The 20,690-nt window shown below is 72.8% G+C and carries 20 protein-coding genes; 18 read left to right on the top strand and 2 right to left on the bottom strand.

Annotation, left to right across the window (positions count from 1 at the left end):
- Positions 1-2: 2 nt before the first annotated feature.
- Positions 3-2,111 (bottom strand): elongation factor G, encoded by a 2,109-nt coding sequence (locus JQN72_RS06650; protein WP_204134388.1) that lies wholly within the window; start codon positions 2,109-2,111, stop codon positions 3-5.
- 102 nt (positions 2,112-2,213) lie between these two features.
- Between JQN72_RS06650 and pgsA the strand changes: the two genes are divergently transcribed.
- The 6 genes from pgsA (at position 2,214) to JQN72_RS06620 (ending at position 7,072) form a co-directional block, all read left to right on the top strand.
- The gene (gene pgsA, locus JQN72_RS06645) at positions 2,214-2,828 is read left to right on the top strand and encodes a phosphatidylinositol phosphate synthase (protein ID WP_204134387.1); all 615 of its coding nucleotides are present in this window, start codon (positions 2,214-2,216) and stop codon (positions 2,826-2,828) included.
- Positions 2,825-3,757, top strand: coding sequence for a phosphatidylinositol mannoside acyltransferase (locus JQN72_RS06640; RefSeq protein ID WP_307812469.1), 933 nt, complete (start codon positions 2,825-2,827; stop codon positions 3,755-3,757). The genes pgsA and JQN72_RS06640 overlap by 4 nt, the downstream gene beginning before the upstream one ends.
- On the top strand, positions 3,754-4,941 hold the full coding sequence (locus JQN72_RS06635; RefSeq protein WP_204134386.1) for a glycosyltransferase family 4 protein: 1,188 nt from the start codon (positions 3,754-3,756) through the stop codon (positions 4,939-4,941). Before JQN72_RS06640 ends, JQN72_RS06635 begins: the two co-directional genes overlap by 4 nt.
- A gap of 2 nt (positions 4,942-4,943) precedes the next feature.
- Entirely contained in the window at positions 4,944-5,537 is a 594-nt protein-coding gene (locus JQN72_RS06630) for a hypothetical protein (protein WP_204134439.1), read from the top strand.
- Between the two features lie 47 nt (positions 5,538-5,584).
- Positions 5,585-6,487, top strand: coding sequence for a pyridoxal 5'-phosphate synthase lyase subunit PdxS (pdxS, locus tag JQN72_RS06625; protein ID WP_204134385.1), 903 nt, complete (start codon positions 5,585-5,587; stop codon positions 6,485-6,487).
- 237 nt (positions 6,488-6,724) lie between these two features.
- Positions 6,725-7,072 carry a hypothetical protein gene (locus JQN72_RS06620; protein WP_204134384.1) on the top strand — a complete coding sequence of 116 codons (348 nt, stop codon included), beginning with the start codon at positions 6,725-6,727 and terminating at the stop codon, positions 7,070-7,072.
- A 38-nt stretch (positions 7,073-7,110) separates the two neighbouring features.
- Here JQN72_RS06620 and kynU read toward each other — a convergent pair whose 3' ends face one another.
- Positions 7,111-8,349 (bottom strand): kynureninase, encoded by a 1,239-nt coding sequence (kynU, locus tag JQN72_RS06615; RefSeq protein WP_204134383.1) that lies wholly within the window; start codon positions 8,347-8,349, stop codon positions 7,111-7,113.
- Between the two features lie 123 nt (positions 8,350-8,472).
- Between kynU and JQN72_RS06610 the strand changes: the two genes are divergently transcribed.
- From JQN72_RS06610 to JQN72_RS06555, 12 genes are all read left to right on the top strand, one after another.
- A complete protein-coding gene (locus tag JQN72_RS06610; RefSeq protein ID WP_204134382.1) occupies positions 8,473-10,041 on the top strand; it encodes a GGDEF domain-containing protein in 1,569 nt (522 codons plus the stop codon).
- A 38-nt stretch (positions 10,042-10,079) separates the two neighbouring features.
- Complete coding sequence (gene pdxT, locus JQN72_RS06605) at positions 10,080-10,709, top strand: pyridoxal 5'-phosphate synthase glutaminase subunit PdxT (protein WP_204134438.1); 630 nt, start codon at positions 10,080-10,082, stop codon at positions 10,707-10,709.
- Complete coding sequence (locus JQN72_RS06600) at positions 10,706-11,467, top strand: YebC/PmpR family DNA-binding transcriptional regulator (protein ID WP_204134381.1); 762 nt, start codon at positions 10,706-10,708, stop codon at positions 11,465-11,467. The genes pdxT and JQN72_RS06600 overlap by 4 nt, the downstream gene beginning before the upstream one ends.
- On the top strand, positions 11,464-12,054 hold the full coding sequence (locus JQN72_RS06595; RefSeq protein ID WP_204134380.1) for a class I SAM-dependent methyltransferase: 591 nt from the start codon (positions 11,464-11,466) through the stop codon (positions 12,052-12,054). The genes JQN72_RS06600 and JQN72_RS06595 overlap by 4 nt, the downstream gene beginning before the upstream one ends.
- Positions 12,055-12,149: 95 nt before the next feature.
- Entirely contained in the window at positions 12,150-12,662 is a 513-nt protein-coding gene (gene ruvC / locus JQN72_RS06590; RefSeq protein WP_204134379.1) for a crossover junction endodeoxyribonuclease RuvC, read from the top strand.
- Positions 12,659-13,267: a Holliday junction branch migration protein RuvA gene (gene ruvA / locus JQN72_RS06585; RefSeq protein WP_204134378.1), complete on the top strand. Its 609-nt coding sequence runs from the start codon at positions 12,659-12,661 to the stop codon at positions 13,265-13,267. Before ruvC ends, ruvA begins: the two co-directional genes overlap by 4 nt.
- Entirely contained in the window at positions 13,264-14,376 is a 1,113-nt protein-coding gene (gene ruvB, locus JQN72_RS06580; protein WP_204134377.1) for a Holliday junction branch migration DNA helicase RuvB, read from the top strand. Before ruvA ends, ruvB begins: the two co-directional genes overlap by 4 nt.
- Positions 14,377-14,515: 139 nt before the next feature.
- Entirely contained in the window at positions 14,516-14,794 is a 279-nt protein-coding gene (yajC, locus tag JQN72_RS06575) for a preprotein translocase subunit YajC (RefSeq protein ID WP_204134376.1), read from the top strand.
- Position 14,795: 1 nt separating this feature from the next.
- A complete protein-coding gene (gene secD / locus JQN72_RS06570; protein ID WP_204134375.1) occupies positions 14,796-16,607 on the top strand; it encodes a protein translocase subunit SecD in 1,812 nt (603 codons plus the stop codon).
- Positions 16,604-17,776: a protein translocase subunit SecF gene (gene secF, locus JQN72_RS06565; protein WP_204134374.1), complete on the top strand. Its 1,173-nt coding sequence runs from the start codon at positions 16,604-16,606 to the stop codon at positions 17,774-17,776. The genes secD and secF overlap by 4 nt, the downstream gene beginning before the upstream one ends.
- Positions 17,777-17,781: 5 nt before the next feature.
- On the top strand, positions 17,782-18,309 hold the full coding sequence (locus tag JQN72_RS06560; RefSeq protein ID WP_204134373.1) for an adenine phosphoribosyltransferase: 528 nt from the start codon (positions 17,782-17,784) through the stop codon (positions 18,307-18,309).
- A gap of 20 nt (positions 18,310-18,329) precedes the next feature.
- Positions 18,330-20,666, top strand: a complete 2,337-nt coding sequence (locus JQN72_RS06555) for a bifunctional (p)ppGpp synthetase/guanosine-3',5'-bis(diphosphate) 3'-pyrophosphohydrolase (protein ID WP_204134372.1) — start codon at positions 18,330-18,332, stop codon at positions 20,664-20,666.
- The last annotated feature ends 24 nt before the right edge of the window (positions 20,667-20,690 follow it).

Genomic DNA, 20,690 nt, shown 5'->3' with positions numbered 1-20,690 from the left:
GGTCAGGGAACCGTGGCCCGTGCCCCGAGGTGCTCGCGGGCGATCCGCTCCGGCAGCTCCTCGTAGCCCCGGGGCTCACGGTGGAAGGTGCCGGTCCCGTGCGCCAGGGAGCGCAGCGCGACCGCGTAGTCGAGCAGCTCGAGCCGTGGCACGGCGGCGGTGAGCACCGAACGACCGGGTTCGGGCGCGGGCTCGGAGCCGAGGATCTGGCCGCGCCGGGTGCTGACATCGGTCATCACGGCACCGAGGTGCTCGTCGTCGACCGTCACGTGCACGGTGTCGATCGGTTCGAGAAGGCAGAGCGTCGCCGGTGAGGCGAGCTCGCGCAGCGCGAGCCCGGCGGCCGTCTGGAAGGCCATGTCGGAGGAGTCGACGCTGTGCGCCTTGCCGTCGGTGAGGGTGACCTGGACGTCGGTGACCGGCCAACCGGCGAGGAGGCCCTTGGCGAGCTGCGCGTGCACACCCTTCTCGACGCTGCCGATGAACTGCCGAGGCACGGCACCGCCCACGACGACCTCGTCGAAACGCACCCCGGACCCGCGGGGCAGCGGCTCGAGCACGAGGTGGCACACGGCGTACTGCCCGTGCCCGCCGGACTGCTTGACATGCCGCCCCTGGGCCTCGCAGCGACCCGTCGCGGTCTCCTTGAGCGCGACCGTCACCGGCACCTGCTCGACACCGACGTTGAACCGGTCTCGCATCCGGTGCAGCACGAGGTCGAGGTGCGCGGGCCCGGTGGTCCACAGCACGACCTGCCCCGTGTCCCCGTCGTGGTCGATGCGCAGGGACGGGTCCTCGGCCGCGAGCTCGCGGAACGCCACGGGCATCCGGTCCTCGTCGGCCCGGCTCGCGGCGCGCACCGCCGCGGGCAGCAGCGCGTCGGGGAGGGCCCACGGCGTGACGAGCAGTGGCCGGGACGGGTCGGAGAGGGTGTCGGAGGTCTGCGCACCCGTCAGCTTCGTGACGACGACGACCTCGCCGGCGACGGCGTGGTCCTTCGCCATCAGCTCACCGTCGAGCGGAGCGGCGACCGACCCGGGCCGCACGTCGTCGTCGTGGGCCTCGTGCCCCTCGCCGGTGGGGCCGTCGAGGAGCTCGAGGTGGCCCGAGACGTGCACCGGCCGGTCCGCGCGCAACGTGCCCGAGAACACCCGCACGAGGGAGAGGTGCCCGACGTAGGCGTCGGACTCGGTGTGCACGACCTCGGCGACCAGCGGGCCGTCCGGGTCGGCAGCCAGCTCGACCGGGTCACCCCCACCGACCGGGGTGACCGTGGGCAGCGGGTGCAGGCCGGGGTGGGGGAGTGCCGCCTCGACGAGGTGGAGCACGACGTCCACACCGGCCCCCGTCTCGCCGGAGACCGGCAGGACCGGGTGGAAGGCGCCACGGGACACCGCTGCCAGGAGGTCCCCCTCGAGGGTCGGGAGGTCGAGCGCGTCACCGGCGAGGTAGCGCTCCATGAGGTCGGGGTCCTCGGACTCCTCGATGATCCCCTCGACGAGCCCGGGCCGGTGGGTGTCGAAGACCTCCGCGTGCTCCGGACCCGCGGCGCGGACGCTCCGCTCGCCGCCCGAGTAGTCGTGGATCTCGCCGAGGAGCAGGTCGGCGACCGACGTCACGGCGCCGTCCACCCCGGGGACGGGCACCCCGAGGGGCTGGATGCCGCCCCCGAAGTGCGCGCGGCAGTCCTCGAGCGTCGCGACGAAGTCGGCGTCCCGTGTGTCGAGCTGGGTCACGAGCACAGCGCGCGGCATCCCGACCAGCGCGCACTCGTGCCACAGCGCACGGGACCGGGCGTCCGCGCCGTCCGCGGCCGAGACGACGAAGAGGGCGGCGTCCGCGGCCCGCAGACCCGCCCGTACCTGACCGACGAAGTCGGGGTTGCCCGGTGCGTCGAGCAGAGTGAGCACCACCTTCCCGAGCGGCAGGGTCGCGACGCGGAGGCCGGGTGACACCTCGGTGCGCCGGGACCCGCTGCGGCGCGGGGAGAGGGTGCCCACGACGTGGTCGAAGAGCCTCGACGTGCCCGCACCGCCCGGTCCCACGAGGACGACGGTCCGCAGCCGGGACACGTCGTGGACGGGAGGTGCCTGGGCCACGCTGCCGCTCATGCCCCCAATCAACTCCTGCCGACCCCGCAGCACAAGGGGAGGGGCAGGTTCGGAGGCCGGGTGCCCGGGACGCGGCGAGCGTCCCACTACGCTGGCAGCACCATGCTCAACCGATACGCGCGCGCCTTCTTCACGAAGATCCTCACCCCGGTCGCATCTCTCCTCATCCGGCTCGGAGTGAGCCCGGACGTCGTGACGATCATCGGTACCGTCGGGGTCGCGGCCGGTGCCCTGGTCTTCTACCCGCGGGGACAGTTCCTCGTCGGGACCCTGGTCATCACGGCGTTCGTCTTCTCCGACACCGTCGACGGCATCATGGCGCGGCGTCTCGGCCGCTCGAGCAGCTGGGGCGCCTACCTCGACTCCACCCTGGACCGGGTGGGTGACGCGGCGATCTTCGGGGGGCTCGTGCTCTGGTACGCCGGCGACGGCGGCAACGCCTACATGGCCGCACTGGCGCTGGGGTGCCTCATCCTCGGCAGCGTCGTGTCGTACGCGAAGGCCCGGGCGGAGGGTCTCGGCATGACGGCTGACGTCGGCATCGCCGAGCGCGCCGACCGGCTCGTCGCCGTCCTCGTCGCCACGGGTCTCACCGGCCTGCTGGGGCTGCCGACCGTCTTCCTCGGGGTCGTGCTCGCCCTCCTCGCGCTGGCCAGCCTCGTCACCGTCGTCCAGCGGATGCTGGAGGTCCGGCGCCAGGCCCTGGTCCCGCGGTGAGCCTCCTCCCGTCCGGGATGGCGGACGCCGCGACCGTCGCCGCGCACCGCCTGGGGTTCGCGGTGGTCCGCCGGATGCCCGAGCGGGTCGCCTACCGCACCTTCGACGCCGTCGCCGACCTCACGGTCGCGCGCGGTGGCGCGGAGCGGATGCGCGCGAACTACGCCCGGGTTCGGCCCGGCACCGACGCGGCGACGCTCGACGCCCTGGTCCGCGAGGGCATGCGCTCCTACCTGCGGTACTACTGCGAGGCCTTCCGGCTTCCCGTGCTCTCCCGCGACGAGCTCGCCGACCGGGTCCGCACCGAGGGGGACGCGCCGGTGCGCCGGGTGCTCGCCGAGGGCGGGTCGGTCGTGTGCTTCCTCGGGCACCTCGGCAACTGGGACCTCGCCGGGGCCTGGTGCACCCAGCACCTCGGGGCCGTGACGACGGTCGCCGAACGGCTCGAGCCCGAGGCGGTCTTCCGCGAGTTCCTCGAGTTCCGGGAAGGGCTCGGGATGACCATCCTGCCGCTCACCGGAGGCCCGGACGTCTTCGCGGCGCTGCGCGAGGCGGCCCGGCGCCCGGGGCTCCTCCCGCTGCTCGCCGACCGCGACATCACCCGGCGCGGGGTGACCGTCGACCTCTGCGGGCTCCCTGCCCGGATGGCGCCGGGACCTGCCGCGCTCGCCCTCGCCGAGCGCCGCCCGCTGGTCCCCGTGTCGATCCGCCACGAGCGCCGGGGGAGCGGATGGGGGATCGTCGTCACCTTCCACCCGCAGGTGCCCGTGCCGACCGCGGGGCCGACGCGCGAGAAGGTGCTGGCCATGACCCAGGCCTGTGCCGACGCCCTCGGCGGGGCCATCCGGGAGCACCCGACGGACTGGCACATGCTGCAGCGGGTCTTCGTCGAGGACCTCGACCCCGTCCGCGTCGGGAGCCCGACGTGAGGATCGGGATGGTCTGCCCCTACTCGTTCGACGTCCCGGGAGGGGTGCAGTTCCACGTCCGGGACCTCGCGGAGGTCTTCCTCGCCCAGGGCCACGAGGTCTCCGTGCTCGCCCCGGCCGACGAGGACGGCGACCTCCCGCCGTACCTGGTGTCCTGCGGCCGGGCGGTCCCGGTGCGCTACAACGGCTCGGTGGCCCGGCTGACGTTCGGCCCGGTCACCTCGGCCCGCGTCGGCCGGTGGCTTGAGTCAGGGGGCTTCGACCTCGTCCACCTCCACGAGCCGGTCACCCCGTCGGTCTCGCTCATGGCCCTGTGGGCCGCCGAGGAGCCGGTGGTCGCGACGTTCCACACCTCGACGACACGCTCGCGGGCGATGCACGCCGCCCAGCCCCTGCTGCGGACCTCGCTGGAGAAGATCCGGGCGCGGATCGCGGTCTCCGAGGCGGCGGCCGGCACCGTGCGCAGCCATCTCGGCGGGGACACCTACATCATCCCGAACGGTGTGCACGTCCGGCGCTTCGCGCAGGCCGCCGTGCGCCAGGAGTGGGAGGGCGTGCCGGGCGCCCCGACGCTGGCCTTCCTCGGCCGGGTCGACGAGCCGCGCAAGGGCCTGCACGTCGCGCTCGACGCGCTCCCGGGCGTGCTCGACCAGCACCCGGGTGTGCGTCTGCTCGTCGCCGGTCCCGGCGACGCCGGCGAGATTCTCGCCCACGCCGACCCCCGTGCGGTCGCCGCCACCACCCTGCTCGGAGCGGTGTCCGACGTGGACAAGGCGTCGCTGCTCGCTTCGGTCGACCTCTATCTCGCACCCCATCTCGGCGGCGAGTCCTTCGGCATCGTGCTCGTCGAGGCGATGGCCGCGGGCGCCCCGGTCGTCGCCTCCGATCTCGAGGCCTTCTCCCGGGTGCTCGACGGCGGGCGGGCGGGCGTCGTGGTGCGCACCGGGGACGCCACCGCCCTCGGCGGGGCCGTGGTCGAGCTCCTCGCCGACCCGGCACGCCGCGACCTGCTGTGCCTACGGGGCCGTGAGCGGGCGCCGGAGTTCGACTGGGGCCCGGTGTCCCGGCAGGTCATGGCCGTGTACGAGACCGTCCTCGCGGGTGTGGGCGTCCATCACCCGGAGTCGCGGGGCGGCCTCTGGGGTCGGCTCGTCGGCGGCTCCTCGACGAACGGTCAGCGGTGAGCATGGTCGAGATCGACGTCCTCCAGGTGACGACCTTCGTGGTCATCCTCGTGGTGGCGCTGGCCTGGTACCTCTCGTACAGCGCAGCCCGGCTCGACCGCCTGCACGCGAAGGTCGAGGGCGCCATGTCCGCCTTGGACGCCCAGCTCGTCAGGAGGGCCGAGGCGACCCTCGAGCTCGCCAACAGCGGGGTCCTCGAGCCGGCCTCGGCCCTGCTGCTCGCGGACGCCGCCACCGAGTCGCTCGAGCGGGTCACCGAACACCCGCTCGACGACGACCTCCTCGACGGCCAGCACTTCGGCGGGCGGGAGGACGTCGAGGCGGCGCTCTCCGAGGCGCTCGCGGCGACCCTCACGGAGGAGACGGTGTCGCACCTGCGCGAGGACGACGACGAGCTCGTCGACGACGCGCTGTCGCGGATCGCCTCCAGCGCGCTGCGAGCCCGGATGGCCCGGCAGTTCCACAACGACGCGGTCCGGGAGGTGCGCAGGGTCCGGGCCAAGTGGGTGGTGCGATGGTTCCGCCTCGCGGGGCACGCCGCCCTACCCGAGAGGGTCGAGTTCGACGACGAGCTCCCGGCGGCCCTGGCCCGCTGAGTGGCCGGTGGTCGGGCACGTCCCCGGGCGGACCTAGAATCGGCGCCATGACCGAGCAGAACAGCGCCCCCGGCACCGGTACGACCCGCGTCAAGCGGGGGATGGCCGAGATGCTCAAGGGTGGCGTCATCATGGACGTCGTCACGCCCGAGCAGGCCAAGATCGCCGAGGACGCCGGCGCCGTCGCCGTCATGGCCCTCGAGCGGGTCCCCGCCGACATCCGCGCCCAGGGCGGGGTCTCCCGGATGAGCGACCCGGACATGATCGACGGCATCATCGAGGCCGTCTCGGTCCCGGTCATGGCCAAGGCCCGGATCGGTCACTTCGTCGAGGCCCAGGTGCTGCAGAGCCTCGGGGTCGACTACGTCGACGAGTCCGAGGTGCTCACCCCGGCCGACTACGCCAACCACATCGACAAGTGGGCCTTCACCGTCCCCTTCGTCTGCGGTGCGACGAACCTCGGCGAGGCGCTGCGGCGCATCACCGAGGGCGCGGCGATGATCCGGTCCAAGGGCGAGGCCGGGACCGGCGACGTCTCGAACGCGACGACGCACATGCGGTCGCTGCGGGCCGAGATCAACCGGCTGCGCTCGATGGAGGGCGACGAGCTCTACGTCGCGGCGAAGGAGCTCCAGGCCCCCTACGACCTCGTCAAGGAGGTCGCCGAGACCGGGAAGCTGCCGGTGGTCCTCTTCACCGCCGGGGGTATCGCGACGCCCGCGGACGCCGCGATGATGATGCAGCTCGGCGCCGAGGGCGTCTTCGTCGGTTCGGGCATCTTCAAGTCGGGCAACCCGGCCGAGCGGGCCGAGGCGATCGTCAAGGCGACGACCTTCCACGACGACCCCGACATGGTCGCCAAGGTCTCGCGTGGCCTCGGTGAGGCCATGGTGGGCATCAACGTCGACGACGTCCCGCAGCCGCACCGGCTGGCCGAGCGCGGCTGGTGAGTCGCCGGGACGTCGGGAAGGCGCCGTGACCGGGTGAGCGAGGAAGCTCTGACCATCGTCCTCGGGGCGTTCTTTGGTGCGCTTTTCATGAGTGGCGGATTCGCGTTGGGGCAATGGCGTGTTCACAAGGCTCGCGAGCAACACCGCCAGATGATCGGCCGACCCGGGGGGCTTCCGGGCAGTCCCACACATCCGCCGGGGTACTGGCTGGCGTGGACGGTCAGCCGCAGTGGTCAGGTGATCCGTCGCGCGGCCGTTGCGCTCGACGGCACGACGTTCGAGTTCCGGCGCCCTCGGAGCACGACGCTCTGGCGAGCACCCTCGGCAGCGCTCGACGTCAGGCTGCAGCGGCGGAGCTGGGACAACCAGCGCACCATCGTCGTCGAGCACATGGGCGAGGTGGTGCGACTCGCCGTGAGCCGTGACAAGCGGTTCCCGATGGTCGCCCTGGCGATGCCGTACCACCGGCCGATCCTCGACGCCTACGCCCTGGACCTCGTACTGGCCCTGAGGGCTGCCGGTGCCCGGGTGACGATCGAGGCCGTCCTCGACGCCGACGAACAGGAGCGGCTGGCCGACGGCTGAGTGACTGTCGGGTAGGGACGGCGCGCCGGTAGCCGAGGTCAGGTGACGGTGGAGCGGGTCGTGAACTCGGGGCGGCCCTGTTCGCCGGCGTCGAGGACGGCCTTCAGCTGCTCGGCCGCGTGCAGGACGTCCGCGTGGGTCAGGTACATCGGCGCGAAGCCCAGCCGGACGACGTCCGGCTCCCGGAAGTCCCCGACGACGTCCCGCGCGATGAGGGCCTGGACGACGCCGTAGGCGTCGGGATGGCGCAGGCTCACCTGCGAGCCGCGTCGCGTCGGGTCGCGGGGAGTCGCCGGCTCGATGTCCGGCACGAGCTCGTCGAGACACTCGAGGAAGAAGCCGGTGAGCGAGAGCGAACGCGCGCGCAGGTCGGTGACCGTGACGTCGTCGTAGACGGTGAGAGCGGCGTCCAGCGCGAGCATCGACAGCAGCGGGGGAGTGCCGACGCGGGCGCGGGAGATGCCCGGTGCCGGCTCGTACTCCGGTGCCATCGCGAACGGCGTGGCGTGGCCGTTCCACCCCGACAGCGGCTGGTCGAACCCGTCCTGGTGCCGCCGGGCGACGTAGAGGAAGGCCGGAGCGCCGGGGCCGCCGTTGAGGTACTTGTAGCCGCAGCCGACGGCGAGGTCGGCGCCGTGCTTGTCGAGCCCGACGTCGAGGACCCCGGCCGAGTGGCACAGGTCCCAGCAGGCGAGGCCGCCGACGGCATGCGCCGCCCTCGTGATGCCGGGCAGGTCCCACAGCTCCCCGGTGCGGTAGTCGACCGAGCTGTACGCGGCGAGGACCAGGTCCTCGCCGACCTCCGCGATCCGTGCCGGTGCCCCTGACGGGGTCACCCGCTCGACGACGAGACCTGCGTCCCGTGCGGCGGCCTCGGTGACGTAGAGGTCGGTGGGGAAGGACGCCGGGTCGGTGAGCACGACCCGGCGGCCCGGGCGCATCCGGGCCACGGCGACCACGCACTTGTAGAGGTTGACGGTCGTGGAGTCCGTGCAGACGACCTGTCCCTCGGCCGCGCCGACGAGCCGCCCGATGCGGTCACCCACCCGGGCGGGCGTGTCCCACCATCCGGCGTCGTTCCAGCTCGAGACGAGCCCGGTTCCCCACTGGCGCTGGACCACGTCGGCGACGGCCTCGGGGACCCCGGCGGGAAGCGCGCCGAGCGAGTTGCCGTCGAGGTACACCACGCCCGCCGGGAGCCGGAACCGGGACCGCAGGTCCGTCGCAGCGTGCTCCGAGTCGAGGGCTGCGGCGCGCTCGGCCAGAGGTGCGGACATGCGCCCGACCGTAACGGAGGCGCAGGAGGGCGGTCGTCCCGTCGACGAGTCGGGGATCGGCCGTCCGGACGAGAATCGCGCCTGCCGCTCGCCCCGACAGCCTCACCGTTTCACAATCGCCACATGACGGTGAAGACCCGGTCTCGAACCGGGGCACCGCGACGTCCGGACGAGCACGCGGTGCTCCTGGACGAGGCCAGCGCGCTCATCCTGCCCGCCCAGACGCCGGGCTCGGTCGACCTCGACCGGGTCGCGGAGATCGTCCGTCGGGCCGAGGAGAGCGGCTGGTGGGACGTGGTCATGACCGCCGACTACGTCCTCGTCCTCGCGTCGCAGTACGACTCCGGTCTGGACGAGGAGTTCCATCTCTCGCGCATCCTCGAGCGGGCCCGGTCCGAGGGCGAGGTGGTGTGGGAGGCGCTGGTCCTCGGGATGCGCGCAACGCACGCCGAGAAGATCGGTCGCCCGGGCCCGGCCGCAGACCGTGACCTCGCCCGCGCGACGGTGCTCCTCCGGGACGCCGAGGAGACCCACGCGATGCTGCCGTCCGCGCACGGCCAGTGCGCCACGGCGTACCTCGACCGCGAGCTGTGGGACCTCGCTCTCGAGCACACCTCGGCGGCGGCCGACCTGCTCACCGCGGAACGCGACGCGTCGCGCCGGGCCACCGCCATGTACAACCGGGCGGAGATCGAGGTGCGGCGCCTGTGCGTCCGCCGCCAGAGCGGGCCGTCAGCTGAGCTGGCCGCCCTGGGGGAGTCCGCGCGGACCGCCATCCGGCGGGTTCCCGAGAACCTCCTCCCGGACACCTGGTACACCGACCTGCACATCCTCGAGAACGTCGTCGACGCGCTCGCCCCGCCCAGCGGGCCACCACGGCAGCCCGCAGACCCCCACGGGGCCGAGTTCGCGAGCCTCCTGCACCTGGCGGCGGGGTTCACCGAGCCCGACCCCAGCCTGGCTCGGCGCCACCTGATGCGGGCCCTGCGCTCCTGGAACCGGAAGCACGAGCCCGAGCTGCACCTGCTCACGCTGACCCGGGACGCCGAGCTCGAGGCACTCGAGACCGGTCGTGAGACCGCTGGCCTGCGCCTCGGTCGGGAGCTGTCGTGCCGCAGGCTGGAGGCGCGCGCGGAGTCCGCACAGTCGATGGCCTCGCTCATCGAGAAGGAGCAGATGGTCGCCGAGCACGACCGGCTGCGGATGGCGGCCGAGGTGGACGAGCTGACCGGGCTGGCCAACCGGCGTGGGCTGGCCACGCACGTGGCCGCCCTGCGTGCCGACCGGGCCGGCTCGCCCGCACGTGACGTCATCATCGTGCTCGTGGACATCGACCACTTCAAGGCGGTGAACGACACCCACGGGCACGGGGTCGGTGACGCGGTGCTCGTCCTGGTGGCCGCTGCGCTCGGGCGCGTGGTCCGGGCGAGCGACCTCGCGGTGCGCTGGGGCGGTGACGAGTTCCTGCTGCTGCTCGACACGGACAACATCGAGGCGGCACGAGCCCGTTGTGCCGAGGTCGCGGACGTCATCCGCTCCGAGGACTGGGACGAGCTCTCCCTCGGGCTGCGTGCCACGGTGAGCATCGGACTGGCCTCCGGGAGCCTCGGTGCTCTCGAGGACCTGCGCGAGAGCGCGGACCAGGCGCTCTACCGCACCAAGATGCGAGGACGCGACGGCGTCTCGGTCTGACGGTCCCGCCGCGGGTACGGCGCGCGGACGCCCGTAGCATCGCGGCCGTGACCACGACCCCCACCATCGGTGTGCTGGCCGTCCAGGGCGACGTCCGCGAGCACCTCGCGGCCCTGCGGCACGGCGGTGCCACCGCGACGACCGTTCGTCGACCCGCGGAGCTGGCCGCGGTCGACGGCCTCGTCATTCCCGGGGGTGAGTCGACGACGATGGACAAGCTCGTGCGGATCTTCGAGCTGCAGCAGCCCCTGCGCGACCACATCGCGGCCGGCCTGCCGGTCTACGGCTCCTGCGCCGGGATGATCATGCTCGCCGACCGGTTGCTGGACGGCGCCCCCGGCCAGCAGACCCTCGGCGGGATGGACATCACCGTCCGGCGCAACGCCTTCGGGCGGCAGGTGGACTCCTTCGAGGACGACCTACACGTCCGCGAGCTCGGGGGTGAGCCGGTACGCGCGGTCTTCATCCGCGCCCCCTGGGTCGAGGACGCCGGGGACGCGGTGGAGCCCCTCGCCCGCGTGGAGCACGGTCCGGCCGCGGGTAGGATCGTCGCCGCGCGTCAGCGGAACCTGCTGATCACGTCCTTCCACCCCGAGGTGACCGGTGACCACCGGGTCCACCAGCTGTTCGTCGACATCGTGAGACAGAGTCTGAGGGAGCGTTCATGAGCGGCCACTCCAAGTGGGCGACCACCAAGCACAAGAAGGCGGCGATCGACGCCAAGCGCGGCAAGCTGTTCGCCAAGCTCATCAAGAACATCGAGGTCGCAGCCCGCACCGGCGGCGGTGACCCCGCCGGCAACCCGACGCTCTACGACGCCATCCAGAAGGCCAAGAAGTCCTCGGTCCCGAACACGAACATCGACAACGCCGTCAAGCGCGGCTCCGGTGCGACCGCGGGCGGCTCGGACTGGGAGACCATCACCTACGAGGGCTACGCGCCGGGTGGCGTCGCCATCCTCATCGAGTGCCTCACCGACAACCGCAACCGTGCGGCGGCCGAGGTGCGTACGGCGCTGACCCGCAACGGTGGCCAGCTCGCCGACCCGGGCTCGGTCTCCTACGTGTTCGACCGCAAGGGCGTCGTCATGGTGCCCAAGAGCGAGAAGTCCGAGGACGAGCTGCTCGAGGTCGTTCTCGAGGCCGGCGCCGAGGAGATCAACGACTACGGCGAGGCCTGGCAGATCGTCTCCGAGGCCACCGACTTCGTCGCCGTGCGTACCGCGCTGCAGGAGGCCGGCGTCGACTACGACTCGGCCGAGGCCGCGTGGGTGCCCAACCTCCAGGTCCCGCTCGACGCCGAGGGCGCGAAGAAGATGATCCGCGTCGTCGAGGCCCTCGAGGACTCCGACGACGTCCAGGACGTCTTCGCCAACGGCGACATCCCCGACGACGTCCTCGCCGAGCTGGAGAGCGTCGACCAGTGACGGCGGCGGCCGACCCCGCCACCTGGGACGCCGAGGCACCCACCTTCGACGAGGCCGCCGACCACGGTCTGCTCGACCCCGTCACCCGTGCGGCGTGGGCCGACCTGCTGTCGGGCTTCCTGCCGGAGCCGCCCGCGGCCGTGGCCGACCTCGGCTGTGGCACCGGGACGCTGAGCCTGCTGCTCGCCGACGCCGGACACCGGGTCGACGCTCTCGACTTCTCACCCGAGATGGTTCGGCACGCCCGCGACAAGCTGAGGCGCACCGGTGTGACGCCTCGGGTCGGTGACGCCGCCGACCCGGGCCTGGCCGACGCGTCCCTCGACGCGGTCCTGTGCCGTCACGTCCTGTGGGCCCTGCCCGAGCCCGACGTCGCGCTGCGCCGCTGGGTGCGGGCACTGCGCCCCGGCGGGCTGCTCGTGCTCGTCGAGGGTGACTGGTCCACCGGCGCGGGCCTCACCGCGGGCGCCGCGCGGGCGCTCGTCCGACCGCACGCGGCGGACGTCGAGGTCCGGCCGCTCACCGACCCCGTGCTGTGGGGGCGCGAGACCGACGACGAGCGCTATCTCCTGCTCGCCCGGCCCTGACCCGCGCGTGTCGCTCCGGAGGGGTGTCGTCCTCCTCCCGTAGCGTGGCCACCGAACAGGTGTTCTAACCGTCGTCCGGATGCAAGGAGCCCAGCGTGCGTGTCCTCGGCGTCGACCCGGGCCTGACCCGGTGCGGCCTCGGTGTCGTCGACGGCCGTCCCGGCCGCGCGGCGATGGTCGCGGTGGGGGTCGTGCGGACCCCCACCAGCGCCGAGCCCGGGGAACGGCTGCTCTACCTGGAGCAGGAGATGACCGCCTGGGTCACGCGCTACGAGCCCGAGGTCGTCGCCGTCGAGCGCGTTTTCGCCGACGTCAACGTCGCCAGCGTGATGACCACCGCGCACGCGACCGCCGTCGCGCTGCTCGTCGCTGCCCGCCACGGCGTGCCCGTCGCCTTCCACACCCCGACCGAGGTCAAGGCCGCGGTCACCGGGTCGGGCCGTGCCGAGAAGGCCCAGGTGGGGGCGATGGTGGCGCGCATCCTCGGCCTCGACGCCGCGCCCCGGCCGGCCGACGCCGCGGACGCCCTCGCGCTGGCGGTCTGCCACGCGTGGCGCGGTGCGCAGAGCTCCCGGCTGGCCGCCCTCGCCGAGGGGGCCCGGCGGTGATCGCCTCGGTCCGCGGCCCGGTGGGCCACGTGGGCCTGGACCACGTCGTCGTCGAGGTCGGGGGAGTGGGGATGCTGGTCCACACGACGCCGGCCACCGCCGCCGGCTGTCACCGTGGCCAGGAGGCGACGCTCGCGACGAGCCTCGTCGTCCGCGAGGACTCGCTCACGCTCTACGGCTTCGACGAGCGGTCCGAGCGGGACATGTTCGAGACCGTGCAGACGGTCTCCGGGGTCGGTCCACGCCTCGCCCTCGCGATGCTCTCGGTCATGGGGCCGGACGAGCTCGCCGGGGCGCTGACCCGTGGCGACACCAAGGCCCTCACGGCGGTGCCGGGCATCGGCGCCAAGTCCGCGCAGCGGCTCGTGCTCGAGCTCAAGGACAAGGTCGCCGCGATCCACGGCACCGGGGGAGGCCCGGCGCCGGCCGGGCCCGCCGCGCCGAGCGCGGAGCCCTGGCGCGAGCAGGTCACCGAGGCCCTCGTGGGCCTCGGCTGGACGACCAAGCAGGCGGGCGACGCGGTCGAGGCCGTCGCCGGGGGCGCACCCGCCGACGCCGACGTCGCCGCCTACCTGCGCCTCGCCCTGCGGGAGCTCCGGCGGTGAGCGCGGCGCAGCCCGAGGGCTTCCGCAGCGAGGTGAGCGAGGGCGACGGCTCGTACGACGCCACCGCCCGGATCGTCGACGCCGGCGGCGCCGACGACGAGCGGGTCGTCGAGGCCGCGCTGCGTCCCCGGCGCCTCGCCGAGTTCCCGGGACAGCCGCGGGTCCGCGACCAGCTCGGGCTGGTCCTCGAGGCCGCGCGGCGCCGGGGCAGCCCGCCGGACCACGTCCTGCTCTCCGGCCCACCCGGACTGGGCAAGACCACCCTGGCGATGATCGTCGCCGCCGAGCTGGAGCGGCCGATCCGGGTCACGAGCGGCCCGGCCATCCAGCACGCGGGCGACCTCGCCGCGGTGCTGTCCAGCCTCGACGAGGGGGAGGTCCTCTTCCTCGACGAGATCCACCGGATGAGCCGGTCCGCCGAGGAGATGCTCTACCTCGCGATGGAGGACTTCCGGGTCGACGTCGTCGTCGGGAAGGGGCCCGGGGCCACGGCCATCCCCCTCGAGCTCCCACCGTTCACCGTGGTCGGAGCCACCACGCGCGCCGGGCTGCTCCCGGCGCCGCTGCGCGACCGGTTCGGCTTCACCGGTCATCTCGACTACTACGACACGGCCGACCTCGTGACCATCCTGCGCCGCTCTGCGGGGCTGCTCGGGGTCGAGGCGGACGAGGCCGGCGTCGCCGAGGTCGCCGGACGCTCCCGGGGCACCCCGCGCATCGCCAACCGGCTGCTGCGGCGGGTGCGGGACTGGGCTCAGGTCCACGGTGACGGCGCCGTGGACCACCATGCCGCCCGCGAGGCCCTGGCGCTGTTCGACGTCGACGAGGCGGGCCTGGACCGGCTCGACCGCGCCGTGCTCGACGCCCTGTGCCGACGGTTCGCCGGCGGCCCGGTGGGGCTCTCCACACTCGCGGTCGCGGTCGGGGAGGAGTCCGACACCGTCGAGACCGTCGCGGAGCCGTACCTCGTCCGCGAGGGCTACCTCGTGCGGACCCCGCGGGGCCGCGCCGCGAGCCCGACCGCCTGGGCGCATCTGGGGCTCACGCCGCCGCGGGACGCCCAGCAGGTGCCCCTGCCGCTCGACGACGGTCCGGGGCGTCTCGGCTGAGCACGGGGGCACTCCGGCGGCGCGTCCTTCGTTGGTGACGTGTCCCGCTCTCGCCTACAGTGGTCCTTCGGCCCGGCGCGTCCGGGCCGAACCACTGCCCGCCACCGCGGGACACACCCGCTCGAAGGACCACACACCGATGTCAGACGGCTCCGGCTCCGGCCTTGGCTACCTCCTCATCCTGGGGCTCCCGTTCCTGCTCCTGGCCTGGATGTTCTTCACCCAGCGCCAGCGCAGCAAGCAGGCACAGTCCCTGCAGGAGTCCCTCCAGGTGGGGGAGGAGGTCGTGACGACCTCGGGGCTCTACGGGACGATCACCGCCCTCGACGAACGCGTGGTGACCCTCGACACCGGCGACGGCACGCACCTGCGCTTCGACCGCCGGGCGGTCGGCATGCGCGCCCCGGAGGTGGGCTGACATGGCTCGCGGTGCCAAGCGCTCCGTCGCGGCACGGTCGCTCATCGGGCTCGTCGTCCTCGTCGTCGGCCTGGGGGCGCTGCTCGCCGGCGCCAACATCTGGTCCTCGGGCGGCCTGACCCCCAAGCTCGGTCTCGACCTCAAGGGCGGCACCCAGCTCGTTCTCGAGCCCCGCCTCACCGGGAGCCAGACGGTCTCCCCGGAGCAGCTCGCCCAGGCGCGCGACATCATCGTCCAGCGCGTCGACAGCGGCGGTGTCTCGGGTGCCGAGGTGACCACGCAGGGCGACCGGAACATCGTCGTGAGCATCCCGGAGGTACCGAGCGAAGAGACCAAGCAGAACATCCAGCGCTCCTCGCAGATGCAGTTCCGCCCGGTGCTGCAGGTCGGCTCCGGCCTTCCGGCCCCGACCGCCTCGCCGTCCCCGAGCGCCTCCGCATCGGGTGGGGAGGGCGCCGGCAGCCCGAGCCCGACGGCCACCGCGCAGGAGGGGTCCGGCTCGCCGAGCCCGACGCCCACGTCCACGAGCGGCTCTGCCCTCAACGAGGTCCTCACCGCCGAGAGCCCGAGCCCCAGCCCGAGCGGGTCGCCGTCCCCGAGCCCGTCGCCGTCCGGGGACACCGACGGTGGCGACACCGGCGCCGAGGGCGGGACGCCCACCGACCCCACCGACCTCGCGTGGGTCACGCCCGAGGTGCAGCAGCAGTTCGACGCGCTCGAGTGCACCGACCCGGCCGCACTCGACGACCTCGTCGACGACGACACCAAGCCCCTCGTGACGTGCTCCGACGACGGCGTGGCGAAGTACGTCCTCGGGCCTGTCGCGGTCTCCGGCGCGTCGATCAGCGATGCCACGGCGGGCTACCGCACCAACCAGCAGGGCGCGCTGACCAGCGAGGTCGAGATCGCGCTGAGCTTCGACGGTGAGGGCACGAGGAGGTACGCCGACATCAGCCGCGAGATGGTCGCGTTGCCCGAGCCGCAGAACCAGATGGCGACAGTCCTCGACTCGCGGGTCATCGTGGCGCCGCGGTTCACCTCCGCGATCCCGGACGGCAACGCGAGCATCACCGGTGGCTTCACCCTGGAGGAGGCCCGCAACCTCGCCGAGCAGCTGAAGTTCGGTGCGCTGCCGCTGTCCTTCGACCTGCAGACCTCCACCGACATCAGCCCGACGCTCGGCAGCGAGCAGCTGCGCTACGGCCTCATCGCGGGCCTCATCGGCCTCCTGCTCGTCGTCGTGTACTCGGTCTTCCAGTACCGGATGCTCGGGTTCGTCACGATCTTCTCGCTCGCCACCGCCGCGGGGATGACCTACCTCGTCGTGACGATCCTCGGCTGGTCGCACAACTACCGGCTCGACATGGCGGGCGTGACGGGTCTGATCGTCGCCATCGGCTTCACCGCCGACAGCTTCATCGTCTACTTCGAGCGGGTGCGTGACGAGCTGCGCGAGGGCAGGTCGCTCGCCGCCGCGGTCGAGACCGGCTGGGCACGGGCCCGGCGGACCATCCTTGCCGCCGACGGCGTCAACTTCCTCGCCGCGCTCGTCCTGTACACGCTGGCGACGTCCAACGTCCGTGGCTTCGCGTTCACGCTCGGCCTCACGACGCTCATCGACCTCGTCGTCGTGTACCTCTTCACCCACCCGGTCGTCGCGCTGCTCGCGCGCCGCCCGTTCTTCCGCGACGGCCACCCGTGGTCCGGTCTCGACCCGCGCCGGCTCGGTGTGAAGACCACCCGCTACGCGGGACGCGGACGGTTCACCTCCGCCCCGCCCGCGGCCCGTGAGCCGGAAGGGAGCCACGCATGAGCTTCAGCTTCGCCCAGCTGGGTAACGACCTCTACAGCGGCACCCGGTCCGTCCCGGTGGTCGCCCGGCGTCGCCGGTTCTACCTGGGTTCGGTCGCCGTCATCGTCGTCGCGCTCCTCGGCCTCGGCATCCAGCAGCTCAACCTCGGCCTCGAGTTCAAGGGCGGCTCGGAGTTCCGGGTCAGCGGGACGACGGACACCGAGGGCTACGAGTCCCGCGCCCGGGACGCCGCCACGCTCGAGTCGGGGGCCGACGTCAACGTCACCCTCGTTGGCGCGGACACCATCCGGGTGCAGACCTCGCGGCTGTCCGACGCCGACTCGGCGGACGTGCGCGCCTCACTCGCCCAGGAGTTCGGGGTTCCCACGGAGGACGTCTCGGCCACCTTCGTCGGCCCGTCGTGGGGTGCCACGGTCAGCCAGAAGGCGCTCCAGGCGCTCGTCATCTTCCTCGTGCTCGTCTCGCTCGTCATGGCGTTGTACTTCCGCACCTGGAAGATGTCCCTCGCGGCCCTCGTGGCGCTGGGCCACGACCTCGTCATCACCGCGGGCATCTACGCCTGGACAGGGTTCGAGGTCTCGCCGGCGACGATGATCGGCTTCCTCACCGTCCTCGGGTACTCGCTCTACGACACGGTCGTCGTCTTCGACAAGGTCCGCGAGAACACGACGGAAGCCTTCGCGAACGGCCGCCGCTCCTACGCGCAGGCCGCCAACCTCGCGGTCAACCAGACGATGGTCCGCTCGATCAACACGACCGTCGTCGCGCTGCTGCCGATCACCGCCGTCCTCGTCGTCGGTGTGCTGCTCCTCGGCCCGGGCACGCTGACCGACCTCTCGGTCGTGCTGTTCATCGGCCTGCTCGCCGGTGCGTACAGCTCGATCTTCATCGCGACGCCGCTGCTCGTCTCGCTGCGCAGCAAGGAGGCCAGGGTCGTCGACCTCGCGAAGAAGGCGCAGGCCTACCAGAACCGCGCGATCAAGCGGGAGCGCGATGCCGCCCGGGAGCTCGAGGCGGGCGAGCCCGTCGGGGCCGCCGCGGTCTCCGGACCGCGTGACGAGGCGGGTCCGCGGGAGGAGGGTGCGACGCTCACGGGGCGCGCCGTTCACCAGTACGCCCGCTCGGGTCCGCGGAACCAGCCGAAGCGCACGCCCAAGTCGAAGCGGTAGCGGCCGTGGAGCCCGTCGCCGAGGTCGTCGCCCGGACGCTGCGCGACGTCCCGGACTTCCCGCGGCCGGGGATCGTGTTCAAGGACATCACGCCCCTGCTCGCCGACCCCGGGGCGTTCGCCACGGTCGTCGAGTCCCTGGCGGCGCCCCGCCGCGGTGTCGTCGACCTCGTCGCCGGGGTCGAGGCCCGCGGCTTCGTCGTGGGCGCGGCACTGGCCCACCACCTCGGGATCGGGTTCGTCCCCATCCGCAAGGCCGGGAAGCTGCCGGGCCGGACGGTCTCGGCGTCCTACGAGCTCGAGTACGGCGCGGAGACCATCGAGGTGCACGAGGACGCGCTGGCCGGGGGCGAGCGGGTGGTGCTCGTCGACGACGTCCTCGCCAGCGGTGGCACGGCGCACGCCGCGTGGGAGCTGCTGGGACGCGTCGGTGCCGACGTCGTGGGTTTCGACTGCATCGTCGAGCTCACCGCCCTGGGTGGGCGGGCACGCCTCGGCGACCGCCCCGTGCGGTCGCTGCACCGGGTGGCCTGAGCCGAGACTAGACTCGGTCCATGGCGGAGCACTCGACCACCGCCGCCTCGGGGGCACCGCCGCCGAGCGCGGGGTCTCGCGCGCGGGCGCGGGCCGCCCTGGCGCGCGTGGGGCGCTCCAAGCCGCCGACCAACCCCGTCCTCGAGCCGCTGCTGCAGGTCGTCCGCTCCACGCATCCCAAGGCCGACATCGCCCTCGTCGAGCGGGCGTACGCGGTCGCCGAGCGTGCCCACGAGGGTCAGAAGCGCCGCAGCGGCGACGACTACATCACCCATCCGCTCGCGGTGACGACGATCCTCGCCGAGCTCGGCATGACGCCCACGACCCTCGCGGCCGCGCTGCTGCACGACACCGTCGAGGACACGGCCTACAGCCTCGAGGCCCTCCGGCGTGACTTCGGCGACGAGATCGCGATGCTCGTCGACGGCGTCACCAAGCTCGACAAGGTCACCTACGGGCAGGCCGCCCAGGCCGAGACCGTGCGCAAGATGGTCGTCGCGATGGCCCGCGACATCCGGGTCCTCGTCATCAAGCTCGCGGACCGGCTGCACAACGCTCGCACCTGGCGGTACGTCTCCCAGGAGAGCGCCCAGCGCAAGGCCAAGGAGACGCTCGAGATCTACGCCCCGCTGGCCCACCGGCTCGGCATGAACACGATCAAGTGGGAGCTCGAGGACCTCTCGTTCCAGGCGCTCTACCCCAAGGTGTACGACGAGATCGTCCGGCTCGTGGCGGAGCGCGCCCCGGCCCGCGAGGAGTACCTGGCGGGGGTCCGCGAGGAGGTCGGCTCCGACCTGCGTGCGGCCAAGCTCAAGGCCACCGTCACCGGGCGGCCCAAGCACTACTACTCCGTGTACCAGAAGATGATCGTGGGCGGTCGGGACTTCGACCAGATCTACGACCTGGTCGCGGTGCGGGTCCTCGTCGACACCGTCCGGGACTGCTACGCGGCGCTCGGTGCGCTGCACGCCCGGTGGAACCCGGTGCCGGGGCGGTTCAAGGACTACATCGCCATGCCGAAGTTCAACATGTACCAGTCGCTGCACACGACGGTCATCGGCCCCGGCGGCAAGGCCGTCGAGATCCAGATCCGGACGCACACGATGCACCGCCGGGCGGAGTACGGCGTCGCCGCGCACTGGAAGTACAAGGAGGAGGGCGGCCAGGGCAAGGGCGGTGACGGCGCCCCCGGCGTGCAGCTGCGCGACGGCCAGACCGGCCCGGTCAACGACATGGCATGGCTGCGCCAGCTGCTCGACTGGCAGAAGGAGACCGCCGACCCCGGTGAGTTCCTCGAGTCGCTGCGCTTCGAGATCAACGCCAGCGAGGTCTACGTCTTCACCCCCAAGGGCCAGCTCGTCGGGCTGCCCGCGGGCGCGACCCCTGTCGACTTCGCGTACGCCGTGCACACCGAGGTCGGGCACCACTGCATCGGGGCCCGGGTCAACGGCCGCCTCGTGCCCCTCGAGAGCCGGCTCGACAACGGTGACCTCGTCGAGGTCCTCACCTCCAAGGCCGACTCGGCCGGCCCGTCCCGGGACTGGCTGAGCTTCGTGCGCTCGGCCCGGGCCCGCAACAAGATCAAGCAGTGGTTCACCAAGGAACGCCGCGAGGAGATGATCGAGGAGGGCAAGGAGGACCTCGCGAAGGTCATGCGCAAGCAGGGCCTCCCGTTGCAGCGCCTCACCTCGGTCGAGAGCCTCACGGGCATCGCGGAGGAGCTCCGGTACCCCGGGATCGACGCGCTCTACGCCGCCGTGGGGGAGGGCCACGTCTCGGCGCAGCACGTGGTGTCCCGGATGCTCGCCGCGCTCGGGGGTGAGCAGGGCGCGAACGAGGACATCGCCGAGGCCGCCAGCCCGGTCCTCGACCGCCCGCCGCGCCGCCGCTCCGGCGACCCCGGGGTGGTCGTCAAGGACATGGCGGACGTGTGGGTCAAGCTCGCACGGTGCTGCACGCCGGTCCCGGGTGACGACATCCTCGGGTTCGTCACGCGCGGGAACGGCGTCTCGGTGCACCGCCGCGACTGCACCAACGCGTCCTCCCTGCTCGCGCAGCCCGACAAGATCATCGACGTCGAGTGGGCACCCACCGCGGGCAGCCTGTTCCTCGTCCAGCTCCAGGTGGAGGCCCTCGACCGGTCCCGGCTGCTCTCCGACGTCACCCGGGTCATCTCCGACCACGGCGTGAACATCCTGTCGGCCTCGGTGCAGACCTCGCGCGACCGCGTCGCCGTGCTGCGGTTCACCTTCGAGATGGGCGACCCGGCCCATCTCGGCCACGTCATCCGCGCGGTCCGCAAGGTCAACGGCGTGCTGGACGCCGAGCGGGTCACCGGCGGTCGACGGCCGGCCTGAGCGGTTCGCGTCTCGTCGGGAGCG

The sequence above is a fragment of the Phycicoccus sp. CSK15P-2 genome (genome assembly GCF_016888005.1).
In the GTDB taxonomy this organism is placed as follows: domain Bacteria; phylum Actinomycetota; class Actinomycetes; order Actinomycetales; family Dermatophilaceae; genus Phycicoccus.
The sequence above is the reverse complement of the archived record's forward strand: the minus strand, read 5'-3'. Positions and strand labels throughout refer to the sequence as shown.

Bases quoted from the DNA above. Each gene is read 5' to 3' on its own strand.
- secD (WP_204134375.1), top strand. From the start codon at position 14,796: ATGGCTCGCGGTGCCAAGCGCTCCGTCGCGGCACGGTCGCTCATCGGG.
- JQN72_RS06555 (WP_204134372.1), top strand. From the start codon at position 18,330: ATGGCGGAGCACTCGACCACCGCCGCCTCGGGGGCACCGCCGCCGAGC.
- JQN72_RS06610 (WP_204134382.1), top strand. From the start codon at position 8,473: ATGACGGTGAAGACCCGGTCTCGAACCGGGGCACCGCGACGTCCGGAC.
- secF (WP_204134374.1), top strand. From the start codon at position 16,604: ATGAGCTTCAGCTTCGCCCAGCTGGGTAACGACCTCTACAGCGGCACC.
- JQN72_RS06650 (WP_204134388.1), bottom strand. From the start codon at position 2,111: ATGAGCGGCAGCGTGGCCCAGGCACCTCCCGTCCACGACGTGTCCCGG.
- JQN72_RS06600 (WP_204134381.1), top strand. From the start codon at position 10,706: ATGAGCGGCCACTCCAAGTGGGCGACCACCAAGCACAAGAAGGCGGCG.
- JQN72_RS06630 (WP_204134439.1), top strand. From the start codon at position 4,944: ATGGTCGAGATCGACGTCCTCCAGGTGACGACCTTCGTGGTCATCCTC.
- yajC (WP_204134376.1), top strand. From the start codon at position 14,516: ATGTCAGACGGCTCCGGCTCCGGCCTTGGCTACCTCCTCATCCTGGGG.
- pgsA (WP_204134387.1), top strand. From the start codon at position 2,214: ATGCTCAACCGATACGCGCGCGCCTTCTTCACGAAGATCCTCACCCCG.
- kynU (WP_204134383.1), bottom strand. From the start codon at position 8,349: ATGTCCGCACCTCTGGCCGAGCGCGCCGCAGCCCTCGACTCGGAGCAC.
- pdxS (WP_204134385.1), top strand. From the start codon at position 5,585: ATGACCGAGCAGAACAGCGCCCCCGGCACCGGTACGACCCGCGTCAAG.